This window comes from Bacillus sp. D48C (assembly GCF_053345735.1).
Genome location: NZ_JBKFAQ010000003.1, coordinates 485,060 through 504,713, shown reverse-complemented (window position 1 = coordinate 504,713; position 19,654 = coordinate 485,060). Strand labels below are relative to the sequence as shown.

Sequence of the window (19,654 nt, the reverse complement as noted above, 5' to 3'; positions counted from 1 at the left end):
CCCTCCTTAGATAACCTCATTTTTAGGAACCTTTAACATTACTTATCTTCGTTTAAGCCCTTTTCTAACGCTTTCCACGCTAATGTTGCACATTTAATACGTGCAGGGAACTTGCATACGCCTTGTAATGCTTCAATATCTCCTAAATCGATGCTGTCATCGTACTCTTTTCCTAGCATCATGTCAGAGAAAATTTTCGAAAGCTGAAGTGCTTCTTCAATTTTCTTACCTTTTACTGCTTGTGTCATCATTGAAGCTGAAGACATTGAGATTGAACATCCTTCGCCTTCAAACTTCGCCTCTTGCACAATACCTTCTTCTACTTTCATCGTAAGTTGAATACGATCGCCGCAAGTTGGATTGTTCAAGTTAACAGTAACACTATCTTCTAACACGCCATTGTTACGAGGATTCTTATAATGATCCATAATAACTTGACGATATAACGTATCTAAATTATTAAATGACATTTGTGAAATACTCCTTTGTCTTGATTAGCGATTCAACAAATGTATCAATTTCTTCTTTTGTATTATATAAATAGAAGCTCGCACGTGCTGTTGAAGAAGCTTTTAGCCACTTCATAAGCGGTTGTGCACAGTGATGTCCTGCACGAACTGCAATGCCTTCTACATCTAATACAGTCGCTACATCGTGAGGATGTACGTCTTCAATATTAAATGTAACAAGACCAGCGCGATGCTTTGGACCATAAATTGTAACGCCATCTACTTCTGATAGTCTTTCTAAAGCGTATTGCGCTAATTCATGTTCATGCTTTTCAATATTATCAAGACCGATTTCTTCTAGGAAATCAATTGCCGCACCAAGTCCGATTGCATTACCGATAATCGGTGTACCTGCTTCAAACTTCCACGGAAGCTCTTTCCAAGTAGATTCTTGTAAATCTACGAAATCAATCATTTCACCGCCAAATTCAATTGGCTCCATATTGTTCAGCAATTCTTTTTTACCATATAATACGCCGATGCCTGTAGGTCCGCACATCTTATGAGCAGATAATGCGTAGAAATCACAGTTTAAATCTTGTACATCTACTTTCATGTGAGGTGTACTTTGTGCACCGTCAACGACCATAATTGCGCCATTTTCGTGTGCGATCGCTCCGATTTCTTTTACAGGGTTAATCGTTCCAAGCACGTTTGAAACTTGCATAATAGAAACGATTTTTGTATTCGGTGTAACTGTTTGACGAACATCTTCTAAAGAAATTGTACCGTCTGGTTGAAGCGGAAGGTATTTTAAAGTTGCACCAGTTTTCTTCGCAACTTGTTGCCACGGAATGATGTTACTATGGTGCTCCATGTAAGAAATAACGATTTCATCGCCTTCTTTTACATTTTCAAGACCATAGCTAGCCGCTACTGTATTTAATGCAGTTGTCGTTCCGCGCGTGAAAATAATCTCTTCCATTGATTTCGCGTTAATAAACTTGCGAACTTTCTCGCGTGCACCTTCATACGCGTCGGTAGCTTTCGTACCGAGCGTATGAACACCGCGATGCACGTTAGAATTATATTCTTTATAGTAACGTTCTAACGTTTCAATGACTTGAATTGGTTTTTGAGAAGTTGCTGCACTATCGAAATATACAAGTTGTTTGCCGTTCACTTTTTGATCAAGAATTGGAAACTGTTTGCGTATTTCATGAATATTCATTAGCGAACTTTCCTTTCAATTACCTCAACAAGCTGTGCTTTTACTCCTTCAATTGGAAGCTCATTTACTACAGGTGCTAAGAATCCGTGGATGACTAAACGTTCTGCTTCGCGTTTTGGAATACCACGGCTCATCAAGTAGTATAATTGGTACGGATCTACGCGGCCTACTGAAGCTGCGTGACCTGCCATTACATCATCTTCGTCGATTAAAAGAATTGGGTTTGCATCACCGCGTGCTTTCTCATCTAACATAAGAACGCGAGAAGATTGTTGTGCGTTTGATTTAGATGCACCGTGTTCAATCTTACCAATCCCGTTAAAGATAGATGTTGCACTATCTTTTTGTACACCGTGTTTTAAAATCCAACCTTCAGAGTGTTTACCGAAGTGAACAACTTTAGTTGTAAAGTTTTGTGTTTGGTTACCACGGCCAATTGTTACTGTTTTCGTATCAGCATATGAACCGTCGCCCATTAAGTTTGTAACGTTCTCTGAAATTGTATTTCCGTCATTCATAAGGCCTAGAGCCCAATCAATGCGACCGTCGCGTCCAACAACACCGCGGCGGTTAACGTAAGTTGTTACGTCTTTTGCTAATAGATCAACCGCACCAAATTTAACTTGTGCGCCTTGTTCCACGATTACTTCTGCTACGATATTTGCAATACCTTTAGCATTTTCATTTGCAACATAGTTTTCTACATAAGTTGCAGTACTGTTCGCATCAGCTACGAATAATACATGGTTATATACGTTAGCTTCTTCGCCGTCTACTAAGAATACAGCTTGAAGTGGAGTTTCAAGAACAACGTTTTTCGGAACATATACGAATGCACCGCCGTTGATTAATGCAGCATGAAGTGCAGTTAAACGATGCTCGTCTACCTTCACGCCGTCTTTCATTAAATACTTTTGTAATAGTTCAGCATGCTCTGTTGCAGCTGTTACGATGTCTGTAAAAATAACACCTTTTTCTTTTGCTTCGTCTGCTAAAGAAACGAACGCAGTTGTACCAGTACGTTGTACTAATACACTGTTATTTTCATCGATTAAGTTTTTCACTGCTTCTGGAAGCTCTGTTAAAGAACTTACAGGCTCTTGCTTAGCAGCGTCGCCTTTTCCGATAAAGTCCCATTTTTCAATTTTCGTTTTATCAGGCGTTGGCATTGGAAGTTCTGTTGCTTGTGCAAGAGCTTGTAAGCGGAACTCAGTCAACCAAGCAGCTTCGTTTACTTCGCTTGCGCGCTGACGGATTGTTTCTTGATCGAAAGGTAATGTACCGATTGTCATGTTTATGCTCCTCTCTTACGCTTCTTGCTCTGCTGTTTCGTCTTCAATACCTAATTCTTTTTTAATCCAGTCGTAACCTTCAGCTTCTAGACGTTGTGCAAGCTCAGGGCCACCAGATTTAACAATACGACCGTTCATCATAACGTGAACGAAGTCTGGAGTGATGTAGTTTAATAAACGTTGGTAATGCGTAATCATTAGGCAACCGAACTCTTCGCCGCGCATTTGGTTAATACCTTTAGATACAACTTTTAATGCATCGATATCAAGACCTGAGTCGATTTCGTCTAAGATTGCGATTTTTGGCTCAATCATCATTAATTGAAGAATTTCGTTACGTTTTTTCTCTCCACCAGAGAAACCTTCGTTTAAGTAACGTTGTGCCATTTCTGGATCCATTTCTAGGAATTCCATGTTTTTATCTAATGTACGGATAAATTTCATAAGAGAAATTTCATCGCCTTCTTCACGACGTGCGTTAATTGCAGAACGTAAGAAGTCAGCGTTTGTTACTCCGCTAATTTCACTTGGATATTGCATTGCTAGGAATAGACCCGCTTGTGCGCGCTCGTCTACTTCCATTTCTAATACATCTTCACCGTCGATGATGATGCTACCTTCTGTTACTTCATACTTTGGGTGACCCATAATTGCAGAAGATAAAGTTGATTTACCTGTTCCGTTAGGTCCCATAATTGCGTGGATTTCTCCACCTTTTACTTCAAGGTTTACACCCTTTAAAATTTCTTTGCCGTCAATTGATACGTGTAAGTCTTTAACCGTTAATGTAGAACCAGCCATCTCAATACCTCCATTAATCCTATATATACATTTTAAAAATTCCTAAAACGTTCATATTCTCATTTTATTCTCATTCTAATTTTATATCAAATAAAATGATATCGCAAACGACGAAAAAAAGTAACCGTTTTTTCACAAATGTATATAAGTATTTCCTTTTCACCTTTATATGATACACCTTTCTTCTTATTTATATAAAGAAAAAAGGACCGGTAAATTCCCAGTCCTTTCCTTATAATTATTCACTTATCGGAAGTACAGCACCTTTATATTCTTTATTAATAAAGTCTTGAATTTCTTTTGAATACAATACTTCTACTAATTCTTTAATTTCTTTTTTCTTCTCGTCACCTTTACGAACTGCAATGATGTTTGCATACGGAGAGTCTGATCCTTCAATCGCAATTGCATCCTTCGTTGGATTTAATTTTGCATCAATTGCATAGTTCGAATTAATAAATAAAGCATCTCCCTCATTATTTTCATACAGCTTTGGTGACAATCCAGGCTCTACATCTGTTTTAAACTTTAAGTTTTTCGGATTTTCTACAACATCTTTTACTGTCGCTTTAACAACATCTACACCGTCTTTTAATTTAATAACGCCGCCTTTTTGTAACAATGCGAGCATACGGCCACGCTCCGCTACGTTATTACTCATAATAACTGTTCCGCCATCTGGCAATTCTTTTAAACTTTTATATTTCTTAGAATAAATCCCCATTGGCTCTAAATGGATTTTTCCTGCGTTTACAATTTTATATCCCTTTTCTTGAATTTCTTTATCTAAGTAAGGAATGTGTTGGAAGTAGTTCGCATCAATTTCCTTATCCGCTAACGCTTTATTTGGCAGTACATAATCCTGGAACTTTTTAATCTCTAACTTAATGCCTTTTTTCTCTAAGATTGGCTGTGCTTTCTCCAAAATAACAGCGTGCGGCACGTTAGAAGCTCCAACAACAAGCTTATTCTCTTCTTTCCCTCCGCAAGCAGCTAATGTAAATACAGACAGCGCTGTAACAACTGACAATAGAATCTTTCTCATATGATGTCCCCTTCTCCCCTATAGTTATGTAGTTATAAAAAAGGCTGGCATACACCAGCCCTTTTCAGCAATTATTCTTTTACAGGAACAACTGCCCCTTTATATTCTTTATTAATGAAGTCTTCAATTTCTTTAGAATGTAATACTTCTACAAGAGCTTTAATCTCTTTCTTATCTTTATCGCCTTTACGAACAGCTACTATGTTTGCGTACGGTGAATCATTTCCTTCAATTGCAATTGCATCTTTTTCTGGATTTAACTTTGCATCAATTGCATAGTTAGAGTTAATTAAAACAGCGTCGCCTTCTTTATTGTTATACACTTGTGGCAATAAACCAGGCTCGATATCCGTTTTGAATTTTAGATTTTTCGGATTATCTGCAATATCTTTTGGAGTTGCTTTAACTGGATCTACCCCATCTTTAACTTTTAAAATACCTTCTTTTTGTAAAATTGCTAAACCACGTCCATGGTCAGCAACAGAATTACTCATAATAATTGTCGCTCCGTCCGGAAGTTCTTTTAAGCTCTTATATTTTTGAGAATATACACCAATTGGCTCTAAATGAATTTTCCCTGCTACTTCAAAGTCATACTTTTTATCTTTAATTTCTTTTTCTAAATACGGAATGTGCTGGAAGTAGTTTGCATCTAAATCCTTATCCGCTAACGATTTATTTGGCAACACGTAATCTTGGAATTTTTTCACTTCTAATTCAATTCCTTTTTTCTCAAGTAACGGTTTTGCCTTTTCTAAAATTTCAGCGTGCGGTACGTTAGAAGCACCAACAACAAGCTTCTTTTCATCTTTATCTTTCCCGCCACAAGCAGCTAAGCCAAAAATTGAAGTTGAAATAAGTGCCGTAAGTAATAATTTTTTCATTTGAAACATCCTCCCGTTTTTTATTATCGTTTATCTATTCGAGTCGTTAAACTATCACCAATCCACTGAATTAAAAATACAACTAGTAATACACAAATTGTCGCAACGATTGTTACATCGTTATTTCCTCTTTGGAATCCTTCTAAGTAAGCAAGTGTTCCAAGGCCACCAGCACCAACAACTCCCGCCATTGCTGTATATCCTACTAAAGCAATTGTCGTAACCGTAATACCAGATACTAATGCTGGTAACGATTCTGGAATTAACACTTTCAAAATAATTGTGCTTGTTTTTGCTCCCATTGCTTTTGAAGCTTCAATTACACCTTTATCAATTTCGCGAAGTGCGATTTCAACCATTCTCGCGTAGAATGGTGCCGCTCCAATAATTAAAGCCGGCAGCGCTGCACTTGCTCCAAGAATTGTTCCAAGAAGAATCTTTGTGAATGGGATTAATAAAATAATTAAAATGATGAACGGTATAGAACGGAATATATTTACGAATGCTCCAATCACCGTATTAATTGATTTGTTTTCCCATAAATTATCTTTCGCTGTCATGAAGAGTAACAATCCTAAAATTAGTCCTAAAACAAATGTCGCAAGAGCTGCGATTGCCGTCATATATAACGTTTCACCCGTTGCTTCTAACATTTGATTCCAATCAACATTTGCGAGTAACTTATCCATGTGCAATCACCTCCAGCTCTACTTGATCTTGATGAATTCCTTCTATTGCTTGCTGGATTGCTGTTTCCTCACCATTTAAATGAACAACTAAACTACCGTAAGAACCGTTATTCGTTTGTGCGATATTTCCTTGCAAAATGCTAACTTCTATATCACTGCGTTGCATCAATCGTTGAAGCACTGGTCTTTCTACAGCCTCACCAATAAACTGCAAACGAATTACTTTTCCATCTGGATATTTTTCAATTAAACTTTCAATCGTTTCATTTGTATCTTCAGAATCTGTTAACTGCTGTACAAATCGTTTCGTAATATCTTGCTTCGGATTACGGAATACATCAAGTACTGGACCCGTTTCTACAATCTTTCCTCTCTCCATTACCGCCACTCGATTACAAATCTTTCGAATTACGTGCATCTCATGTGTAATGAGTACAATTGTTAAACCAAGGCGCTTATTGATGTCTAATAGTAAATCCAAAATTTGATCTGTCGTTTCTGGATCAAGAGCCGACGTTGCTTCATCACATAAAAGTACTTGTGGGTTGTTAGCTAATGCTCTTGCAATCCCAACGCGTTGTTTTTGTCCCCCGCTCAGCTGAGATGGGTACGCGTCTCCTCTTCCTTCTAATCCGACAAGATGAATTAATTCATCAACACGTTTTCTTCTCTTCGTTTTATCAACACCTGCAATTTCAAGTGGAAACTCAATATTTTCACGTACAGTTCGTGACCAAAGTAAGTTGAAGTGTTGAAAAATCATTCCGATTTCTTGCCTTGCCTTACGAAGTTCACTTCCTGTAATTGTTGATATAACACGATTCGCAATTGTAATTTGGCCAGAAGTCGGTTTTTCTAACTGATTAAACAATCTGATTAAAGAACTTTTCCCAGCGCCGCTATATCCGATAACACCAAATATTTCGCCTTTTTCTATTTTTAAATTGGCGTTATCTACAGCAGTGACATCACCGCTTTTTGCTTTATATATTTTCTTTACATTCTCTAATAGAATCATGATGTATCACCCCTTTTTTTGTTTAGGTCGATTCCGCAATTTTTTATGTTTAATGCGTGTAGTCCACCGTTATCACTACTTTTATTGTTTGAATGTCCTCCACATTCAAACAATAAAAAAACCTTTCTGCTTTAGAGAAGCAGAAAGGTTTATGTGCGTATATAACAACATTATCCCTCTCTCTCATCTCTCAAAGCATTTGCTTTGCAGGAATTGGCACCATTTCAACATAAGTTGACGGTTGCCGGGCTTCACAGGGCACAGTCCCTCCACCTCTCTTGATAAGAGAAATCAGATTCAATTTTCGTCTGATTTGTAATTTATGAAATTGTCTATATTTTATGAATTGAATTGTATCAATATCCAAACACCATGTCAACAGAAATTTTCGCAAAAAATGAACCTTCAGAATTTTAAGCACCTACTGACATCGGTTTACATATATGAAACATCGATTCGACTAATAGCATCGTTCGATACGTTCCCGAATATTGTACACGTCCATCGTTCATTAACATTTGCAATCGTACATTTCCATTAACCAATTGTTCTATATCCTTTTCGTCTAAGCAAATGATTTGTTCCGTTCCTCTTTCCTCATGTACCAGCTCTATATAATCTCTTGAAATTTGTAACGAACAACTTTCATCTCCCAAACGGAAATTAACAGTTTTTTCCTCTTGTCTTAAAAGCGGCTCTAAATGATATTGACCATTAGCGTAATTTACAAATGATTGAAGCAAAGAATATAATCTCACCCTAAATCACATCCTTCATATCACTTTCTATTACATACCATTCCCTCTCACTAAAGAGCAATCCTGTTATTTTCGCTCGACAAATACTGTATCCATCCTGCATCTCGACATATTTCCCAAGAAATATGTCGAGGCGGCAAAAATTTTGCCGCCTACTTTAATTCCGTATATAAATATTCAACCGAATGAAATGCGTATATCTTCTTCATCAGTGTCCCATTTTCAAAAACAAGTAAACAAGGTACACTTTCAATCCCATACTCTTTTGCTAAATGTGGAGCATAATTTAAATCTAACATCCCAATTTTCAACTCTTCAATTGTCATCTCAACGACTGTTAACATCTTTTTTGCTAATTGGCATGTTCCACACATTGGAGTATATACATATAACACTGTTTTTTCTTCGTTCTCTATTAGGGATGTAGCTTCGGCTCCTGTCCAATCAATCACTTCTATCATTCCTTACCGTAAATATTCTGTATAAACGTCAATGTCGGCTCCCCATAATACATTTGCTAAGTGTGTAGATGGCGCAGTTGCCACTTCTCGGTACGAGCGATCAATATAGATATGCTCGGCTTGCGGAAATTCTTTTCGAAATTGTTTCCTTAACTTTTCTCCAGCATCATCAGCATCTACTAGCACATACACTTCCTTATCAAAAAACTGATCAACGAGCTCATCCATTTTCGATAAACCAATTGTACCATTTGTACAAACAATTTCCACCGGTTCACGAATAATAGATTCAATCTTTCTTCTATCTGATGTACCTTCTACAATAATGACTTTTTCTACATAAATCATATGTCATCACCCGATCACCATATACTATATAACCTTGAACTTAGTATATAGTATATTCGTTATTTTCATGTTGTTTCCTGTTTATTTTTGCAAAAGAAAAGCGAAACCGACTGTTTAGCCCTGTTGGCTAAGGTTCTTCCGTACAGAAGACGCTTTTTGTCTTCTCGTGCGGAAGGTTCTTAGACATGAAGGGCTAGGAGGTGGAGCTAGACAATGAAAAGCGCAAGCGGCTCGTTCAGATTGTGAGGGGGGATGGAGCTTCTGACGTAAAGGCGCTTTTTGCCTTGTAGGAAGAAGCGAAGCCACCGAACAATCTAGCCGCTGGAGATGGACAATGAAAAGCGGAAGCGGCTCGTTTAGATTGTGAGGGGGATGGAGCTTCTGACGTAGAGGCGCTTTTTGCCTTGTAGGAAGAAGCGAAGCCACCGAACAATCTAGTCGCTGGAGCTAGACAACGAAAAACAAAAACGGCTAGACCTGCATAAAGATTAAACGAAAAAGTTTTTTCAAAAAACGTTCTCCTACACGATAATTAGTATATGATTCTACATTCATTATTTTACACAAAATAAAAAAGGACAGCACAAAGGCTGTCCTTTAGTCGACTATAATTAGTCTTGGTTTGTCATTTCTGCATATTTTTCTGCAGTTAATAACTTCTCAACTTGGCTTGCATCAGAAAGTTCAACTTTAACCATCCATGCACCCTCGTATGGAGATTCGTTAACAAGTTCTGGTTGGTCACTTAATTCTTCGTTTACTGCTACAACTTTACCGCTTACAGGTGCGTATAACTCAGAAACTGTTTTAACAGATTCTACGCTTCCGAATGGCTCGTCAGCTTCGATTGTTGCACCTACTTCAGGAAGTTCAACGAATACGATATCGCCTAGCTCACCTTGTGCAAAGTGAGTGATACCGATAACAACTTCATTACCTTCAGTTTTTACCCATTCGTGTTCTTCAGAGTAACGTAAATTATTTGGAATGCTCATGACTGTACCTCCAGTGAATGTATTAATTATGTAAAAATACCTTATTGGTACTTTTTCCACACACTTTCAAACTGCTCTTCGTTAAAACCAAGTGTTACATTCGTTCCATCTGTTACAATTGGACGTTTAATCAACATGCCATCAGATGCTAAAAGCTCATACATTTCGTCTTCGCTTGCATCTTTCAACTTATCTTTCAGACCAAGTTCACGGTAACGCATTCCACTTGTATTAAAGAATTTTTTTAATGGTAATTCACTTTTTTCATGTAAATTACGTAAATCTTCTTTTGATGGTGGATTTTCAACAATATGAATCATCTCATATGCTACATCGTTTGCCTCAAACCATTTCTTTGCCTTTTGACATGTGCCACACTTTGGATATGAATAAAATGTTACTGTCATAAATTCACCTACTTTTTTACTAACCTTTACCTTTATCATATAGAAAACGTTTTATTATTTCAAACCATTATTCGCTAAACTTTTACTTATTTCGTGATAATTTTTAATAATCCTGCGAATTTTTCTTATTTTTCCGCCATTTGTTAAGAAAAAAATAAATATATAATTTTTTTAGATTCTGCACCAAACATATATCTTAAACAAGCGTTTGATTAATTCTCCATTTTTCTTCGTTAACCTTTGAACTACATGAGTTTCTTTCTACCGAACATACAGCTTAAACAAACGTTTGATTAATTCTCCATTTTTCTTTCTTAACCCTTAAGTTACATCGGTTTCTTCCTACCGAACATACAGCTTAAACAAACGTTTATTTAAAAAAATAAGAAGCCTCTTTTGCAGGCTCCTTCATCATCTATTCAAATAATCTGCAATTGTTTGAAATACTACGATATACATATTATGAATACTTTCTTCTGTGTTTCCACCATTTGATAAACCAATTGCCCATTGTTGCCCTTCACCACTTCCGATATTCGCAAAACCTTGCGTATACATCGCATTTACATCTTTTCGTGCACTGTTATACTCTATCCCTTTTGTAATAAAAATTGAATATAATTTATCTTGTAAACCGATAAAAAATACTGGTTTCTTTAGCGATGAAAATACATTTTTATACTGCTCTGTTGAGGCTTCTTGAAAGTGATCTTTCATTATTAGAAAACCATCCACTTCCTTAGATTTCTTTTCCAGTGCCTCTAACTTCATTTCCTCAAACTTTACATTCCTAAACGTATCTTTCGGCTTTTCTCCAACAACTCCAATTACGAGTGCTCTTCCGTTATATTCTAATTTCTCTCCTTCTTTATCCTTTGCACACCCAGCACCGACTAGGCATATCAATATAAAAAATAAGAAATACGATAAACGCTTCATTTAGCACCCTCCCCCTTCTTTTTAGTCAAGTGACAAAAACGTAAGGTTAATTCAAGAAAATGTAAGTAAAATCGATAGCCCAATTCACGTTTCTATATTATAATCAATTGAATTTACTTACATTACTAAACATAGGAGATCAACATGAAGAAATTTAAACTTTCATCTTTTCTTCCGTTAAGTTATATACTTCTACTCGTACTCGTAAGTCCCCTTTACGACGTATTAAATAAATCGACTGTTCACGCAGTAGACGTTACAACTGTAGTAGATGATTGGATTCCATTTGTAAAAGCATTTATTATTCCTTATTTACTTTGGTTTCCATACTTATACGGCGCACTTATTTATTACTGCTTCGCTGACCGAAAGCAATATTATGTCACTTTAAGTAGTGTTATTTTTGGAAAGCTTGCTTGTTTTTCTATTTATTATTTTTGGCAAACAACTGTACCGCGTCCGACTGTCGTTGGAACAGATGTATTTTCTGAACTAGTTCGCTATATTTATAGTATCGATCAACCGGTAAACTGTTTCCCTAGCATTCACGTTCTTACTACATTTGTAATTATGTTAGCTGCCTTTAAGCGTAGAGAACAACATGCTTTTGAATATTACATCCTTACTTTCTTCGGTACACTTATTATTTTATCAACGCTATTTACGAAGCAGCATGCCTTTTTAGATGCCGTTTCTGGAATGACACTTGCAAGCATACTATACTTCGGCGTTCAGCTCTTATTAGCAAAAGAACCAATAAAAGTTCCAGTAAAACAAAATCATAAAATGTAACATAAAAAAGCAGACTGTGGCTCAGTCTGCTTTTATCTATTATTAAGGAGATTTTCAATTTAAGATTGCGGTACAGTCATATCACCAGAGTGAATACGACCTGCTTTTTTAAGAGCAATGTAAAGTATATAAGAAACAGCTACTGGAATGATGATATAAGTGATTACCATCGCTGGGACAACTTCCCATCCTTCGCTAGAAATTAAATTAATTGGTGCGATAAGAGAACTTAATCCAAGACCTGCAATTTCCTTTCCTGCTTCCAGTTGGAAAATTAATGCGGATACTGGACCAACTATAGCACTGGCGACGACAGTTGGGACGAGAATCATTGGATTTTTAGTGATATTTGGTAACTGTACTTTCGGAGTACAAAGTGCTTGAGCTAATATGCCACCTAAATTGTTTTCTTTCGCTGAGATAACAGAGAATCCGATAAACTGAGCAACGCAGCCTGCAAGAGCAGCACCACCTGCAACACCGTCTAAGCTAAGTGCGATCGCTAACGCAGCTGATGAAGCTGGAGAGATAAGTAATAATCCCCAAACTACTGCAATGACGATAGAAGCGATAAACGGGCTACCAGCTGAGCTATCTTTAATAAATGCTCCAACTGTATTTAAAACAGGAGTAATATTATGAGATAACCAAATACCTACTAAACCAGAACCTAATATTGCCGCAAATGGAACGAGCATCATATCTAACGCAGTTTTTCCGCTTAAACGTTTACCAATATATACAGCTAAAGTTGCTGTTAATAAAGCACCGATTGGCTCACCTGTTTTAATAATTAGACCTGCTTCAGTAATTGAAATGGATCCGGCACCAATTGCTCCAGCCACCATAGCCGAGAAGATTACAAGGCCATTTGCACCGAGCATAAAAGCAATTCCGGCACCAATTGCTGGTGCCATAAGTGATTTTGCAACAACTCCGATTGTAATAAGTAATGGTATATCAACAATTCTTCCTATATTTTCGATCAGTAAACCAATTCCGAGGGATACGAAAATACCTTGTGCGATTCCAGCAGATGCTTTAAATACACGAGACATTATATATTCCTTCATTTGTTTCACCTTCTTCTATAAGTTAGTAACCAATTGTTTTCATATAATCACGTAAAATATCGTTTGATTTTGCGAATCGAGATTCTTCATCCTCTGTTAAATTGAGTTCTACAACTTCTCTTATACCGTCTCTAGTAATAATAGCTGGTACTCCTGTACAAATATCATATTCACCATACTCACCATCTAAAATGGCTGATACAGCAATGACACGGTGATCATCATTAAAGATTGAGCTTGCAATATATGCTAGAGAATTTCCGATTCCGTAATAAGTAGTTCCTTTACGTTTATAAATTTCCCATCCGGCTTTTGCAGTCTTCTCAACGATTTCATCTAAATCTATTTCACCAAATCGTTCTTTTTGTTCTTCTAAAATTTGCAGAATTGGCTTTCCACCAACAGTTACGTGAGACCAAGCAACCATTTGAGAATCACCATGTTCTCCTAATGAATACCCATGAATACTACGAGGGTCTACATGTAGCATTTCAGATAAAATTGTTCTTAAGCGAGAAGAATCTAGTGATGTACCAGTACCGATTACGCGATTTCTAGGTAATCCAGATAATTTCCAAACTTGATATGTAATAATATCAACTGGGTTCGATGCAAGTAAGAAAATACCATCAAATCCACTTTCCATTACGCCACCAACAACACTTTCCATAATCTTCGCACTCGCTCCTAAAGTATCTAAGCGACTTTGCCCTGGTTTTGGTGCTGGTCCTGCTGTAATAATGACAATGTCCATATCTTTGCAGTCTTCATAGCTTCCTGCATATACTTTTGTTCTTGTATTTGTAAAGTTAATGCAATGTGATAAATCCATTGCTTCCCCAACTGCACGTTCATGATTTATATCAATTAATAATAGCTCTTCGCAAATCCCTTGATTTACAATGGAATACGCACAACTTGATCCAACTAATCCAGTACCGATAATTGCAATTTTTCTTGTATGTCTTTTCATAGCAATCTCTCCTAATTGATCATATAATCTATTTCTTTTGTTCTTTACATTCTTAATTATAGAGGTTCCCACGATAGAAACCATGGATACTTTGTGAAATATTGAACAAAGTTTTTGTCCTTTTTGTGAATTGTTATATTCCATTTTCGTCATATTTGTTACAACTGGAAAAATATTTATTATGTATTTATTGACATACAAAAAATAAAACGAGCGAATTCATTTTCGCTCGTTTTTTCATCCTATTATTCTGCACTTAACTGACTTTTCAATTGCTGCACAATCATCGGATTCGCAGGTGCTGCTGGTTTATAATAACTCTTTTGCTTTGCGTACTCATACATATTACGTTGACGCATTTCATCTTGATTACGAATTTGGATTAACGTTTGATGTAACTGTTCATTATCAGACTGAGAAATATAATTTGCATAACTTGTTAAACTTGCATTTAATCCTGCTAAATAATCATTTACCATATCTTTTTCATTCATCTTTCTCTTCCTCCTATCCTAGGAAAGTCATTAATTGCTGTTTCGTATTTCTTGCATCTTGCGCATCTTTTTGTAGCATTTGTTTCAGTTGTGGATCTGTACACGTCTGTGCATACTGCTCCAACTTGTTAATAATTGTTGCGTGTCCACCAATTAAATGACGTAAGTTTTCTACTTCAAGCTCTGTTAAATTTTGCATATAACATACCCGCCTTTCTTTGTTCATTCATCATTAGTATTTGGTTCTTTTTGGATTGTATTCATCAACTTTTCGCACATATAAACAAAATAAAAGATGAATAGCTAGGCCATTCATCTTTTATGCTAAATATTCATTCAATTTTATAAAGAAACAATCATACTTATACTCACAAGTAGGTTCCATACAATATGTAAAATAATGCTAGGTAAAATAGATTGTGTTTTCTTATATAACATAGCAAATACAATCCCCATAATCATTGCCGTAACTGGAAAACCACCATGAAGAATCCCAAAGATAAAGGAAGAAATAATGATACCAACTAGAAAACTATATTTCTTTTCAAAAAATCGATACAAAATACCTCTATATAAAATTTCTTCTTTAATTGGTGTAATTATAGCAACACTTAACACATATATAATACTTTGTAGACTATTTTGAAGTCCTAAGCTCCCTAATTGATCTCGTTGCTGCTCTGCACTTTCAAAGCTAAACAACTCTAACATTACATACTGAGTTAATGCAATGATGATAAAACCTATTAATAAATACAAGTAGGTTTTCCCATTTTTTAAAATAGATACATCCCATATGTTCTTAATAAAATGAAGCACTGGTTTATACGCAAATAAAACAATAGTAACAACAGCTGCATCAAATAGAAGTAAATAATATCCCTCTAAATTAGCACGTAATACCTCTTCTCCAAAAATCCCAAGGGCTAAAGCAAGGAATAATCCCCCTAAGAGTGAGAACCCTAGAATGCTTGCAATCGTTACAACTAGATTTTTATATGTTATGTTATCTACTTCTCTTTCTGCATTATACGCGTCTAATACTGTTTTTCTCATACTATTCCTCCATTTGTTTTCATTACCTTAACAAAAACCCTTTAATACAAATATATAGATAATATAACAAATTTTTCAAAAAGAATAATATGCAATTTTACATATCATGAAAGCTTTGTATTATATAGTTTTTGGAATTAGATTACTATAGAATAATTATTAGATGAAATTCCAAAAATTTCTTATCTATCCACCATAACCCTCGCATCATATAAAACTTATTAGTTAAAGGAGCAATGAACATGAAAACACATGACTTCCTTACAGAAATCCAGAAGGGCTCTGAGCCTAGTCCATATCAAGATCCTATTGCTTTTATTTTCGTTTGCCTTTCCGTAGCTATATACACATTTTTCAAACCTGCTAAATAATATCATGTAATGAGAAAAAGCCTACCGCTCTTTTCGAATTATATGCACTAAAAAACCTTAGAATCACTTCTAAGGTTTTTGTTTGCCTCGCTTCTTATTCACGTAACCCTTTAATAAACGTTTCCAACAATACATGTAAACTTATATCTAAATCTAACGGCAAACCAAATCCGCCCTGCTGTTCAATCGAAGCAAATCCATGACAAATACTTCTGAATCCGCGTGTCGCATGAAGTGCATTCTCTCCTTCTAAGCCATACTGTTGTAAAACCTGAAGACAAAGCTTTACAATTCCATCACCTGCTTTTCTTACTTCTTCATCTCGTAAAAAAGTTGCTTCATATAGTCCAGGATGTTTTCGGACAAATGCTACATATGCTTCTCCTAATGCATGAATTGCTTCATCCATCTGTTTATCCTCGGCTGCTTCTTCCAGTTTGTTATGCAGCTGTTGTATTCCGTAAATACCAAGATTTTTCCGTACATCTTGTAACCCTTTTACATGATTATATAGTGAGGGCGAACGTATCCCTAATCTTTGCGCTAATGAAGCTAACGTTACTTCTTGTATTCCATTTGTATCTGCAATTTCTGCAGCTGTTTCTACAATTCTCTGTAATGTAAGTCCGATTCTAGGTGACATAAATTAACCCTCTTTCTTACTTTCTATATTCCGCTTCGCTTCCTGAATAGCAAGCTCTATGACAGCCCCTGGATCCTTTATCATTTTTCCGTGCCCTGCCGCAAGCAAGGAAGGTTCATATTCGCTTAGCTTCTGTGCACTTTGTAATGATATTTCTTTGCTCCACGTTGCCATCGCTGGAAACGGAAACCAAAATTTCATTTGTCCCGAAACAGCCATACCTCCTCTTGTTTGAAATGCATCCCCAACAATAAGAGCTTTATTTCGTACATCAAGAAACGACATGGAGCCCGGCGTATGTCCCGGTGTCATAATCGCAAGAAGCGATCCAACACGGTCGCCATCTTCCAATAAAACATCAGGTACCGTTTTTATCTTTTTAGGTACACCGCCTTTTATTGGCGTATTTGGTTCATCCTTTTGTAACGTCGTATCTCCTTCTAACAGCTTTGCGTCCCGCTTAGAAATGTAGACTGGAACATGAGGGAGTACTTCCTTTAATGCGTCTAATGCACCGATGTGATCATCATGCGCATGTGTTAATACAATATTCGTAATTGGTTTTCCTATTTTCTCAGCCGCCTGTAAAATTCCTTTTGCGCTATATGGCAAAGCAGCATCAATTAAAGTTAAACCATCCTCTTCCTCCACAAAGTAACAATTCACAGGAAACGCTCTTGGCAAAAATGACAATTGATATACCGTTTTTTCATGCATCATTCTCATATTCCCATCTCCCTCTTCACGAAAACTAATACCATTAGTTTTATTATACTAATGGTATTAGTTTTATACCACTAAAAATTTCATTTTTTCAGAAAAAAGAACAGTAGCCGTATAAACGACTACTGTTCTTTAAAGATATTAAACTGTGTAACGCTCATCTTCTAAAATTTTCGCAGCGATTTCACGTTTCTTCGGAATTACGTTAAGTGGTGTGTGGCGAGTTAATTTACGTAATGATGATAACATCATGCGCAGCATGTCGCCGTTTTCAACTGCGATAAGTGTTTCTTTCGCATCTGCTTCGATTTCGTTAAATGCTTCTTGGCAGAATACTTCAGTGTATAACACTTTTTGTTTATTCTTTTCAAGACCAGTTGTTTTGATTGCTTTTTCTGTACGAAGAACAGCTGATTCCATTGCGTATAGATTGCTTACAATGTCAGCGATATTCACAAGAATTTCTTGCTCTTTATCTAATGCTTTACCGTATTTTTGAGCAGCTAATCCAGCTACCATTAAGCCGATTTTCTTCGCGTTAGTTACTAAATATTTTTGAAGTGCTAATGGCTCATCGCCTACTTCTTCTGGCATCATCATCATTAACTCTTCTTGTAATTTTTGTGCTTTTTGAAGAAGTGGTAATTCACCTTTCATCGCTTTACGTAAGAACGTACCTGGTACGATTAGGCGATTAATTTCGTTCGTTCCTTCGAAAATACGGTTAATACGAGAATCACGGTACATTCTTTCAATCTCGTACTCTGCCATAAACCCGTAACCACCGTGAATTTGAACACCTTCATCTACTGTATAGTCTAATACTTCAGAACCGAATACTTTGTTTAAAGAGCACTCGATTGCATATTCAGCGATAGAAGCTGCTACTGCTTTACCGTCTTTTACTTCTTCTTCAGATAATGTGCTCATGCGGCTTTCGAATAAACCTACTGTACGATATACAGAGCTTTCAGCTGCATATGTTTTTGCTGCCATATTCGCAAGTTTCTCTTGAATTAATGGGAAGCGAGCGATTGGTTGCTTGAACTGTTGACGTTGGTTTGCATATTGTGCTGAAATTTCTACTGCACGTTTCGCAGATCCAACTGTACCAACACCTAATTTATAACGGCCGATATTTAAAATGTTGAAAGCGATAATATGACCTTTACCGATTTCACCAAGTAAGTTTTCTTTCGGTACTAATGCATCTTCTAAAATTAACGTACGAGTTGAAGAACATTTAATACCCATTTTCTTTTCTTCTGGGCTTGTAGATACGCCAGCATATTCTTTCTCTACGATAAATGCTGAGAAGTGCTCTCCATCAATTTTTGCATACACGATAAATACGTCAGCGAATGCAGAGTTTGTAATCCATTGTTTTTCACCATTTAATACATAATGTGTACCTTCTGCATTTAAACGTGCAGTTGTTTTTGCACCTAATGCGTCAGATCCTGAACCTGGCTCTGTTAATGCGTATGCAGCTAATTTCTCACCAGTTGCAAGTAATGGTAAATACTTTTTCTTTTGCTCTTCGTTACCGAATAATACGATTGGTAACGATCCGATACCTACGTGAGCACCGTGAGTAATTGCAAAGCCGCCAGCGCGAGAGAATTTCTCTGCGATTAACGCTGAGCTTACTTTATCAAGACCAATTCCGCCGTACTCTTCTGGTACGTCAGCGCCTAATAAACCAAGCTCCCCAGCTTCTTTTAAAAGACGAACAGAACGATCAAACTCATGTTGTTCTAAATATTCAAGCTCTGGAAGAACTTCATTTACGATAAAGTCCTCTGTCGTTTTTGCAATCATTTTATGCTCAGATGAAAAATCTTCTGGCGTAAACACTTGATCAATCGTAATCTCATCAACTAAAAAGCTACCGCCTTTAACCGCATTTCCTACTGTTTTTTCCATGAAAATTTCCTCCTTCATATTTTCATGAGCCGCTTCTCTCTTTTTGAAAGAAGCTGGCTCTCAATTTTATTTTTTATAAACCTTGGTTGCTTCCATTCTTTGCTTTAGCGTCGTCTCGTTCTGAGCGAACCGCTTCCACTTTTTTTATAATCCAGTTCCAGTGGCTAGAACAGTCGGTCGTTTCACCCCTTCCTGTGAGGCAAAAAGCGCCTCTTCGTCAGGGCTTCCAACGCCCTCCTGTTCTGAGCGAGCCACCTGCACTTTTTATCTAATCCAGTTCCAGCGG

At 36.7% G+C, this 19,654-nt stretch carries 23 protein-coding genes and 1 riboswitch; of the genes, 1 reads left to right on the top strand and 22 read right to left on the bottom strand.

Annotated elements, in window-relative coordinates; genetic code table 11:
• Window positions 1–38 precede the first annotated feature (38 nt).
• From sufU to ACLBXA_RS11295, 14 genes are all read right to left on the bottom strand, one after another.
• Complete coding sequence (sufU, locus tag ACLBXA_RS11360; RefSeq protein WP_000009525.1) at window positions 39–470, bottom strand: Fe-S cluster assembly sulfur transfer protein SufU; 432 nt, start codon at window positions 468–470, stop codon at window positions 39–41.
• Entirely contained in the window at window positions 460–1,680 is a 1,221-nt protein-coding gene (sufS, locus tag ACLBXA_RS11355) for a cysteine desulfurase SufS (RefSeq protein ID WP_001020767.1), read from the bottom strand. Before sufS ends, sufU begins: the two co-directional genes overlap by 11 nt.
• Window positions 1,680–2,972 (bottom strand): Fe-S cluster assembly protein SufD, encoded by a 1,293-nt coding sequence (sufD, locus tag ACLBXA_RS11350; protein WP_000152177.1) that lies wholly within the window; start codon window positions 2,970–2,972, stop codon window positions 1,680–1,682. The genes sufS and sufD overlap by 1 nt, the downstream gene beginning before the upstream one ends.
• Window positions 2,973–2,987: 15 nt before the next feature.
• Window positions 2,988–3,773: a Fe-S cluster assembly ATPase SufC gene (sufC, locus tag ACLBXA_RS11345; protein ID WP_000929162.1), complete on the bottom strand. Its 786-nt coding sequence runs from the start codon at window positions 3,771–3,773 to the stop codon at window positions 2,988–2,990.
• Window positions 3,774–4,011: 238 nt separating this feature from the next.
• Window positions 4,012–4,818: a methionine ABC transporter substrate-binding lipoprotein MetQ gene (gene metQ / locus ACLBXA_RS11340; RefSeq protein WP_079246114.1), complete on the bottom strand. Its 807-nt coding sequence runs from the start codon at window positions 4,816–4,818 to the stop codon at window positions 4,012–4,014.
• A 71-nt stretch (window positions 4,819–4,889) separates the two neighbouring features.
• The gene (gene metQ / locus ACLBXA_RS11335; protein ID WP_000735090.1) at window positions 4,890–5,702 is read right to left on the bottom strand and encodes a methionine ABC transporter substrate-binding lipoprotein MetQ; all 813 of its coding nucleotides are present in this window, start codon (window positions 5,700–5,702) and stop codon (window positions 4,890–4,892) included.
• Between the two features lie 23 nt (window positions 5,703–5,725).
• Window positions 5,726–6,391, bottom strand: coding sequence for a methionine ABC transporter permease (locus ACLBXA_RS11330; RefSeq protein ID WP_000359401.1), 666 nt, complete (start codon window positions 6,389–6,391; stop codon window positions 5,726–5,728).
• Window positions 6,384–7,409 carry a methionine ABC transporter ATP-binding protein gene (locus ACLBXA_RS11325; protein WP_000601782.1) on the bottom strand — a complete coding sequence of 342 codons (1,026 nt, stop codon included), beginning with the start codon at window positions 7,407–7,409 and terminating at the stop codon, window positions 6,384–6,386. Before ACLBXA_RS11325 ends, ACLBXA_RS11330 begins: the two co-directional genes overlap by 8 nt.
• Before the next feature lie 180 nt (window positions 7,410–7,589).
• A riboswitch (SAM riboswitch) is annotated at window positions 7,590–7,697 on the bottom strand.
• A 125-nt stretch (window positions 7,698–7,822) separates the two neighbouring features.
• Complete coding sequence (locus ACLBXA_RS11320; protein ID WP_001242141.1) at window positions 7,823–8,167, bottom strand: hypothetical protein; 345 nt, start codon at window positions 8,165–8,167, stop codon at window positions 7,823–7,825.
• Window positions 8,168–8,319: 152 nt separating this feature from the next.
• Window positions 8,320–8,628: a thioredoxin family protein gene (locus ACLBXA_RS11315; protein WP_003280640.1), complete on the bottom strand. Its 309-nt coding sequence runs from the start codon at window positions 8,626–8,628 to the stop codon at window positions 8,320–8,322.
• 3 nt (window positions 8,629–8,631) lie between these two features.
• Window positions 8,632–8,976 carry a toprim domain-containing protein gene (locus ACLBXA_RS11310; RefSeq protein ID WP_000640870.1) on the bottom strand — a complete coding sequence of 115 codons (345 nt, stop codon included), beginning with the start codon at window positions 8,974–8,976 and terminating at the stop codon, window positions 8,632–8,634.
• Between the two features lie 611 nt (window positions 8,977–9,587).
• On the bottom strand, window positions 9,588–9,971 hold the full coding sequence (gene gcvH / locus ACLBXA_RS11305; protein WP_000026896.1) for a glycine cleavage system protein GcvH: 384 nt from the start codon (window positions 9,969–9,971) through the stop codon (window positions 9,588–9,590).
• 41 nt (window positions 9,972–10,012) lie between these two features.
• A complete protein-coding gene (locus ACLBXA_RS11300) occupies window positions 10,013–10,378 on the bottom strand; it encodes an arsenate reductase family protein (RefSeq protein WP_000218968.1) in 366 nt (121 codons plus the stop codon).
• Window positions 10,379–10,789: 411 nt separating this feature from the next.
• The gene (locus ACLBXA_RS11295) at window positions 10,790–11,317 is read right to left on the bottom strand and encodes a hypothetical protein (RefSeq protein WP_000826875.1); all 528 of its coding nucleotides are present in this window, start codon (window positions 11,315–11,317) and stop codon (window positions 10,790–10,792) included.
• 144 nt (window positions 11,318–11,461) lie between these two features.
• Between ACLBXA_RS11295 and ACLBXA_RS11290 the strand changes: the two genes are divergently transcribed.
• Window positions 11,462–12,109 carry a phosphatase PAP2 family protein gene (locus ACLBXA_RS11290; RefSeq protein ID WP_000713769.1) on the top strand — a complete coding sequence of 216 codons (648 nt, stop codon included), beginning with the start codon at window positions 11,462–11,464 and terminating at the stop codon, window positions 12,107–12,109.
• Between the two features lie 59 nt (window positions 12,110–12,168).
• Here ACLBXA_RS11290 and ACLBXA_RS11285 read toward each other — a convergent pair whose 3' ends face one another.
• The 8 genes from ACLBXA_RS11285 to ACLBXA_RS11250 form a co-directional block, all read right to left on the bottom strand.
• Complete coding sequence (locus ACLBXA_RS11285; protein WP_000666176.1) at window positions 12,169–13,182, bottom strand: PTS transporter subunit IIC; 1,014 nt, start codon at window positions 13,180–13,182, stop codon at window positions 12,169–12,171.
• A 22-nt stretch (window positions 13,183–13,204) separates the two neighbouring features.
• On the bottom strand, window positions 13,205–14,155 hold the full coding sequence (locus ACLBXA_RS11280; RefSeq protein ID WP_000820660.1) for an L-lactate dehydrogenase: 951 nt from the start codon (window positions 14,153–14,155) through the stop codon (window positions 13,205–13,207).
• 245 nt (window positions 14,156–14,400) lie between these two features.
• Entirely contained in the window at window positions 14,401–14,649 is a 249-nt protein-coding gene (locus ACLBXA_RS11275) for a spore coat protein (protein ID WP_001002992.1), read from the bottom strand.
• Between the two features lie 13 nt (window positions 14,650–14,662).
• Window positions 14,663–14,848 (bottom strand): hypothetical protein, encoded by a 186-nt coding sequence (locus ACLBXA_RS11270; protein ID WP_001180555.1) that lies wholly within the window; start codon window positions 14,846–14,848, stop codon window positions 14,663–14,665.
• Window positions 14,849–14,991: 143 nt separating this feature from the next.
• Window positions 14,992–15,705 (bottom strand): CPBP family intramembrane glutamic endopeptidase, encoded by a 714-nt coding sequence (locus ACLBXA_RS11265; protein WP_001232991.1) that lies wholly within the window; start codon window positions 15,703–15,705, stop codon window positions 14,992–14,994.
• Between the two features lie 465 nt (window positions 15,706–16,170).
• Entirely contained in the window at window positions 16,171–16,719 is a 549-nt protein-coding gene (locus tag ACLBXA_RS11260; RefSeq protein WP_447617216.1) for a TetR/AcrR family transcriptional regulator, read from the bottom strand.
• Between the two features lie 3 nt (window positions 16,720–16,722).
• A complete protein-coding gene (locus tag ACLBXA_RS11255; protein WP_001242581.1) occupies window positions 16,723–17,445 on the bottom strand; it encodes an MBL fold metallo-hydrolase in 723 nt (240 codons plus the stop codon).
• A gap of 138 nt (window positions 17,446–17,583) precedes the next feature.
• Window positions 17,584–19,368 (bottom strand): acyl-CoA dehydrogenase family protein, encoded by a 1,785-nt coding sequence (locus ACLBXA_RS11250; RefSeq protein WP_000416287.1) that lies wholly within the window; start codon window positions 19,366–19,368, stop codon window positions 17,584–17,586.
• Window positions 19,369–19,654 lie beyond the last annotated feature (286 nt).

Bases quoted from the DNA above. Each gene is read 5' to 3' on its own strand.
- sufU (WP_000009525.1), bottom strand. From the start codon at position 470: ATGTCATTTAATAATTTAGATACGTTATATCGTCAAGTTATTATGGAT.
- sufS (WP_001020767.1), bottom strand. From the start codon at position 1,680: ATGAATATTCATGAAATACGCAAACAGTTTCCAATTCTTGATCAAAAA.
- sufD (WP_000152177.1), bottom strand. From the start codon at position 2,972: ATGACAATCGGTACATTACCTTTCGATCAAGAAACAATCCGTCAGCGC.
- sufC (WP_000929162.1), bottom strand. From the start codon at position 3,773: ATGGCTGGTTCTACATTAACGGTTAAAGACTTACACGTATCAATTGAC.
- metQ (WP_079246114.1), bottom strand. From the start codon at position 4,818: ATGAGAAAGATTCTATTGTCAGTTGTTACAGCGCTGTCTGTATTTACA.
- metQ (WP_000735090.1), bottom strand. From the start codon at position 5,702: ATGAAAAAATTATTACTTACGGCACTTATTTCAACTTCAATTTTTGGC.
- ACLBXA_RS11330 (WP_000359401.1), bottom strand. From the start codon at position 6,391: ATGGATAAGTTACTCGCAAATGTTGATTGGAATCAAATGTTAGAAGCA.
- ACLBXA_RS11325 (WP_000601782.1), bottom strand. From the start codon at position 7,409: ATGATTCTATTAGAGAATGTAAAGAAAATATATAAAGCAAAAAGCGGT.
- ACLBXA_RS11315 (WP_003280640.1), bottom strand. From the start codon at position 8,628: ATGATAGAAGTGATTGATTGGACAGGAGCCGAAGCTACATCCCTAATA.
- ACLBXA_RS11310 (WP_000640870.1), bottom strand. From the start codon at position 8,976: ATGATTTATGTAGAAAAAGTCATTATTGTAGAAGGTACATCAGATAGA.
- gcvH (WP_000026896.1), bottom strand. From the start codon at position 9,971: ATGAGCATTCCAAATAATTTACGTTACTCTGAAGAACACGAATGGGTA.
- ACLBXA_RS11300 (WP_000218968.1), bottom strand. From the start codon at position 10,378: ATGACAGTAACATTTTATTCATATCCAAAGTGTGGCACATGTCAAAAG.
- ACLBXA_RS11295 (WP_000826875.1), bottom strand. From the start codon at position 11,317: ATGAAGCGTTTATCGTATTTCTTATTTTTTATATTGATATGCCTAGTC.
- ACLBXA_RS11290 (WP_000713769.1), top strand. From the start codon at position 11,462: ATGAAGAAATTTAAACTTTCATCTTTTCTTCCGTTAAGTTATATACTT.
- ACLBXA_RS11285 (WP_000666176.1), bottom strand. From the start codon at position 13,182: ATGAAGGAATATATAATGTCTCGTGTATTTAAAGCATCTGCTGGAATC.
- ACLBXA_RS11280 (WP_000820660.1), bottom strand. From the start codon at position 14,155: ATGAAAAGACATACAAGAAAAATTGCAATTATCGGTACTGGATTAGTT.
- ACLBXA_RS11275 (WP_001002992.1), bottom strand. From the start codon at position 14,649: ATGAATGAAAAAGATATGGTAAATGATTATTTAGCAGGATTAAATGCA.
- ACLBXA_RS11270 (WP_001180555.1), bottom strand. From the start codon at position 14,848: ATGCAAAATTTAACAGAGCTTGAAGTAGAAAACTTACGTCATTTAATT.
- ACLBXA_RS11265 (WP_001232991.1), bottom strand. From the start codon at position 15,705: ATGAGAAAAACAGTATTAGACGCGTATAATGCAGAAAGAGAAGTAGAT.
- ACLBXA_RS11260 (WP_447617216.1), bottom strand. From the start codon at position 16,719: ATGTCACCTAGAATCGGACTTACATTACAGAGAATTGTAGAAACAGCT.
- ACLBXA_RS11255 (WP_001242581.1), bottom strand. From the start codon at position 17,445: ATGAGAATGATGCATGAAAAAACGGTATATCAATTGTCATTTTTGCCA.
- ACLBXA_RS11250 (WP_000416287.1), bottom strand. From the start codon at position 19,368: ATGGAAAAAACAGTAGGAAATGCGGTTAAAGGCGGTAGCTTTTTAGTT.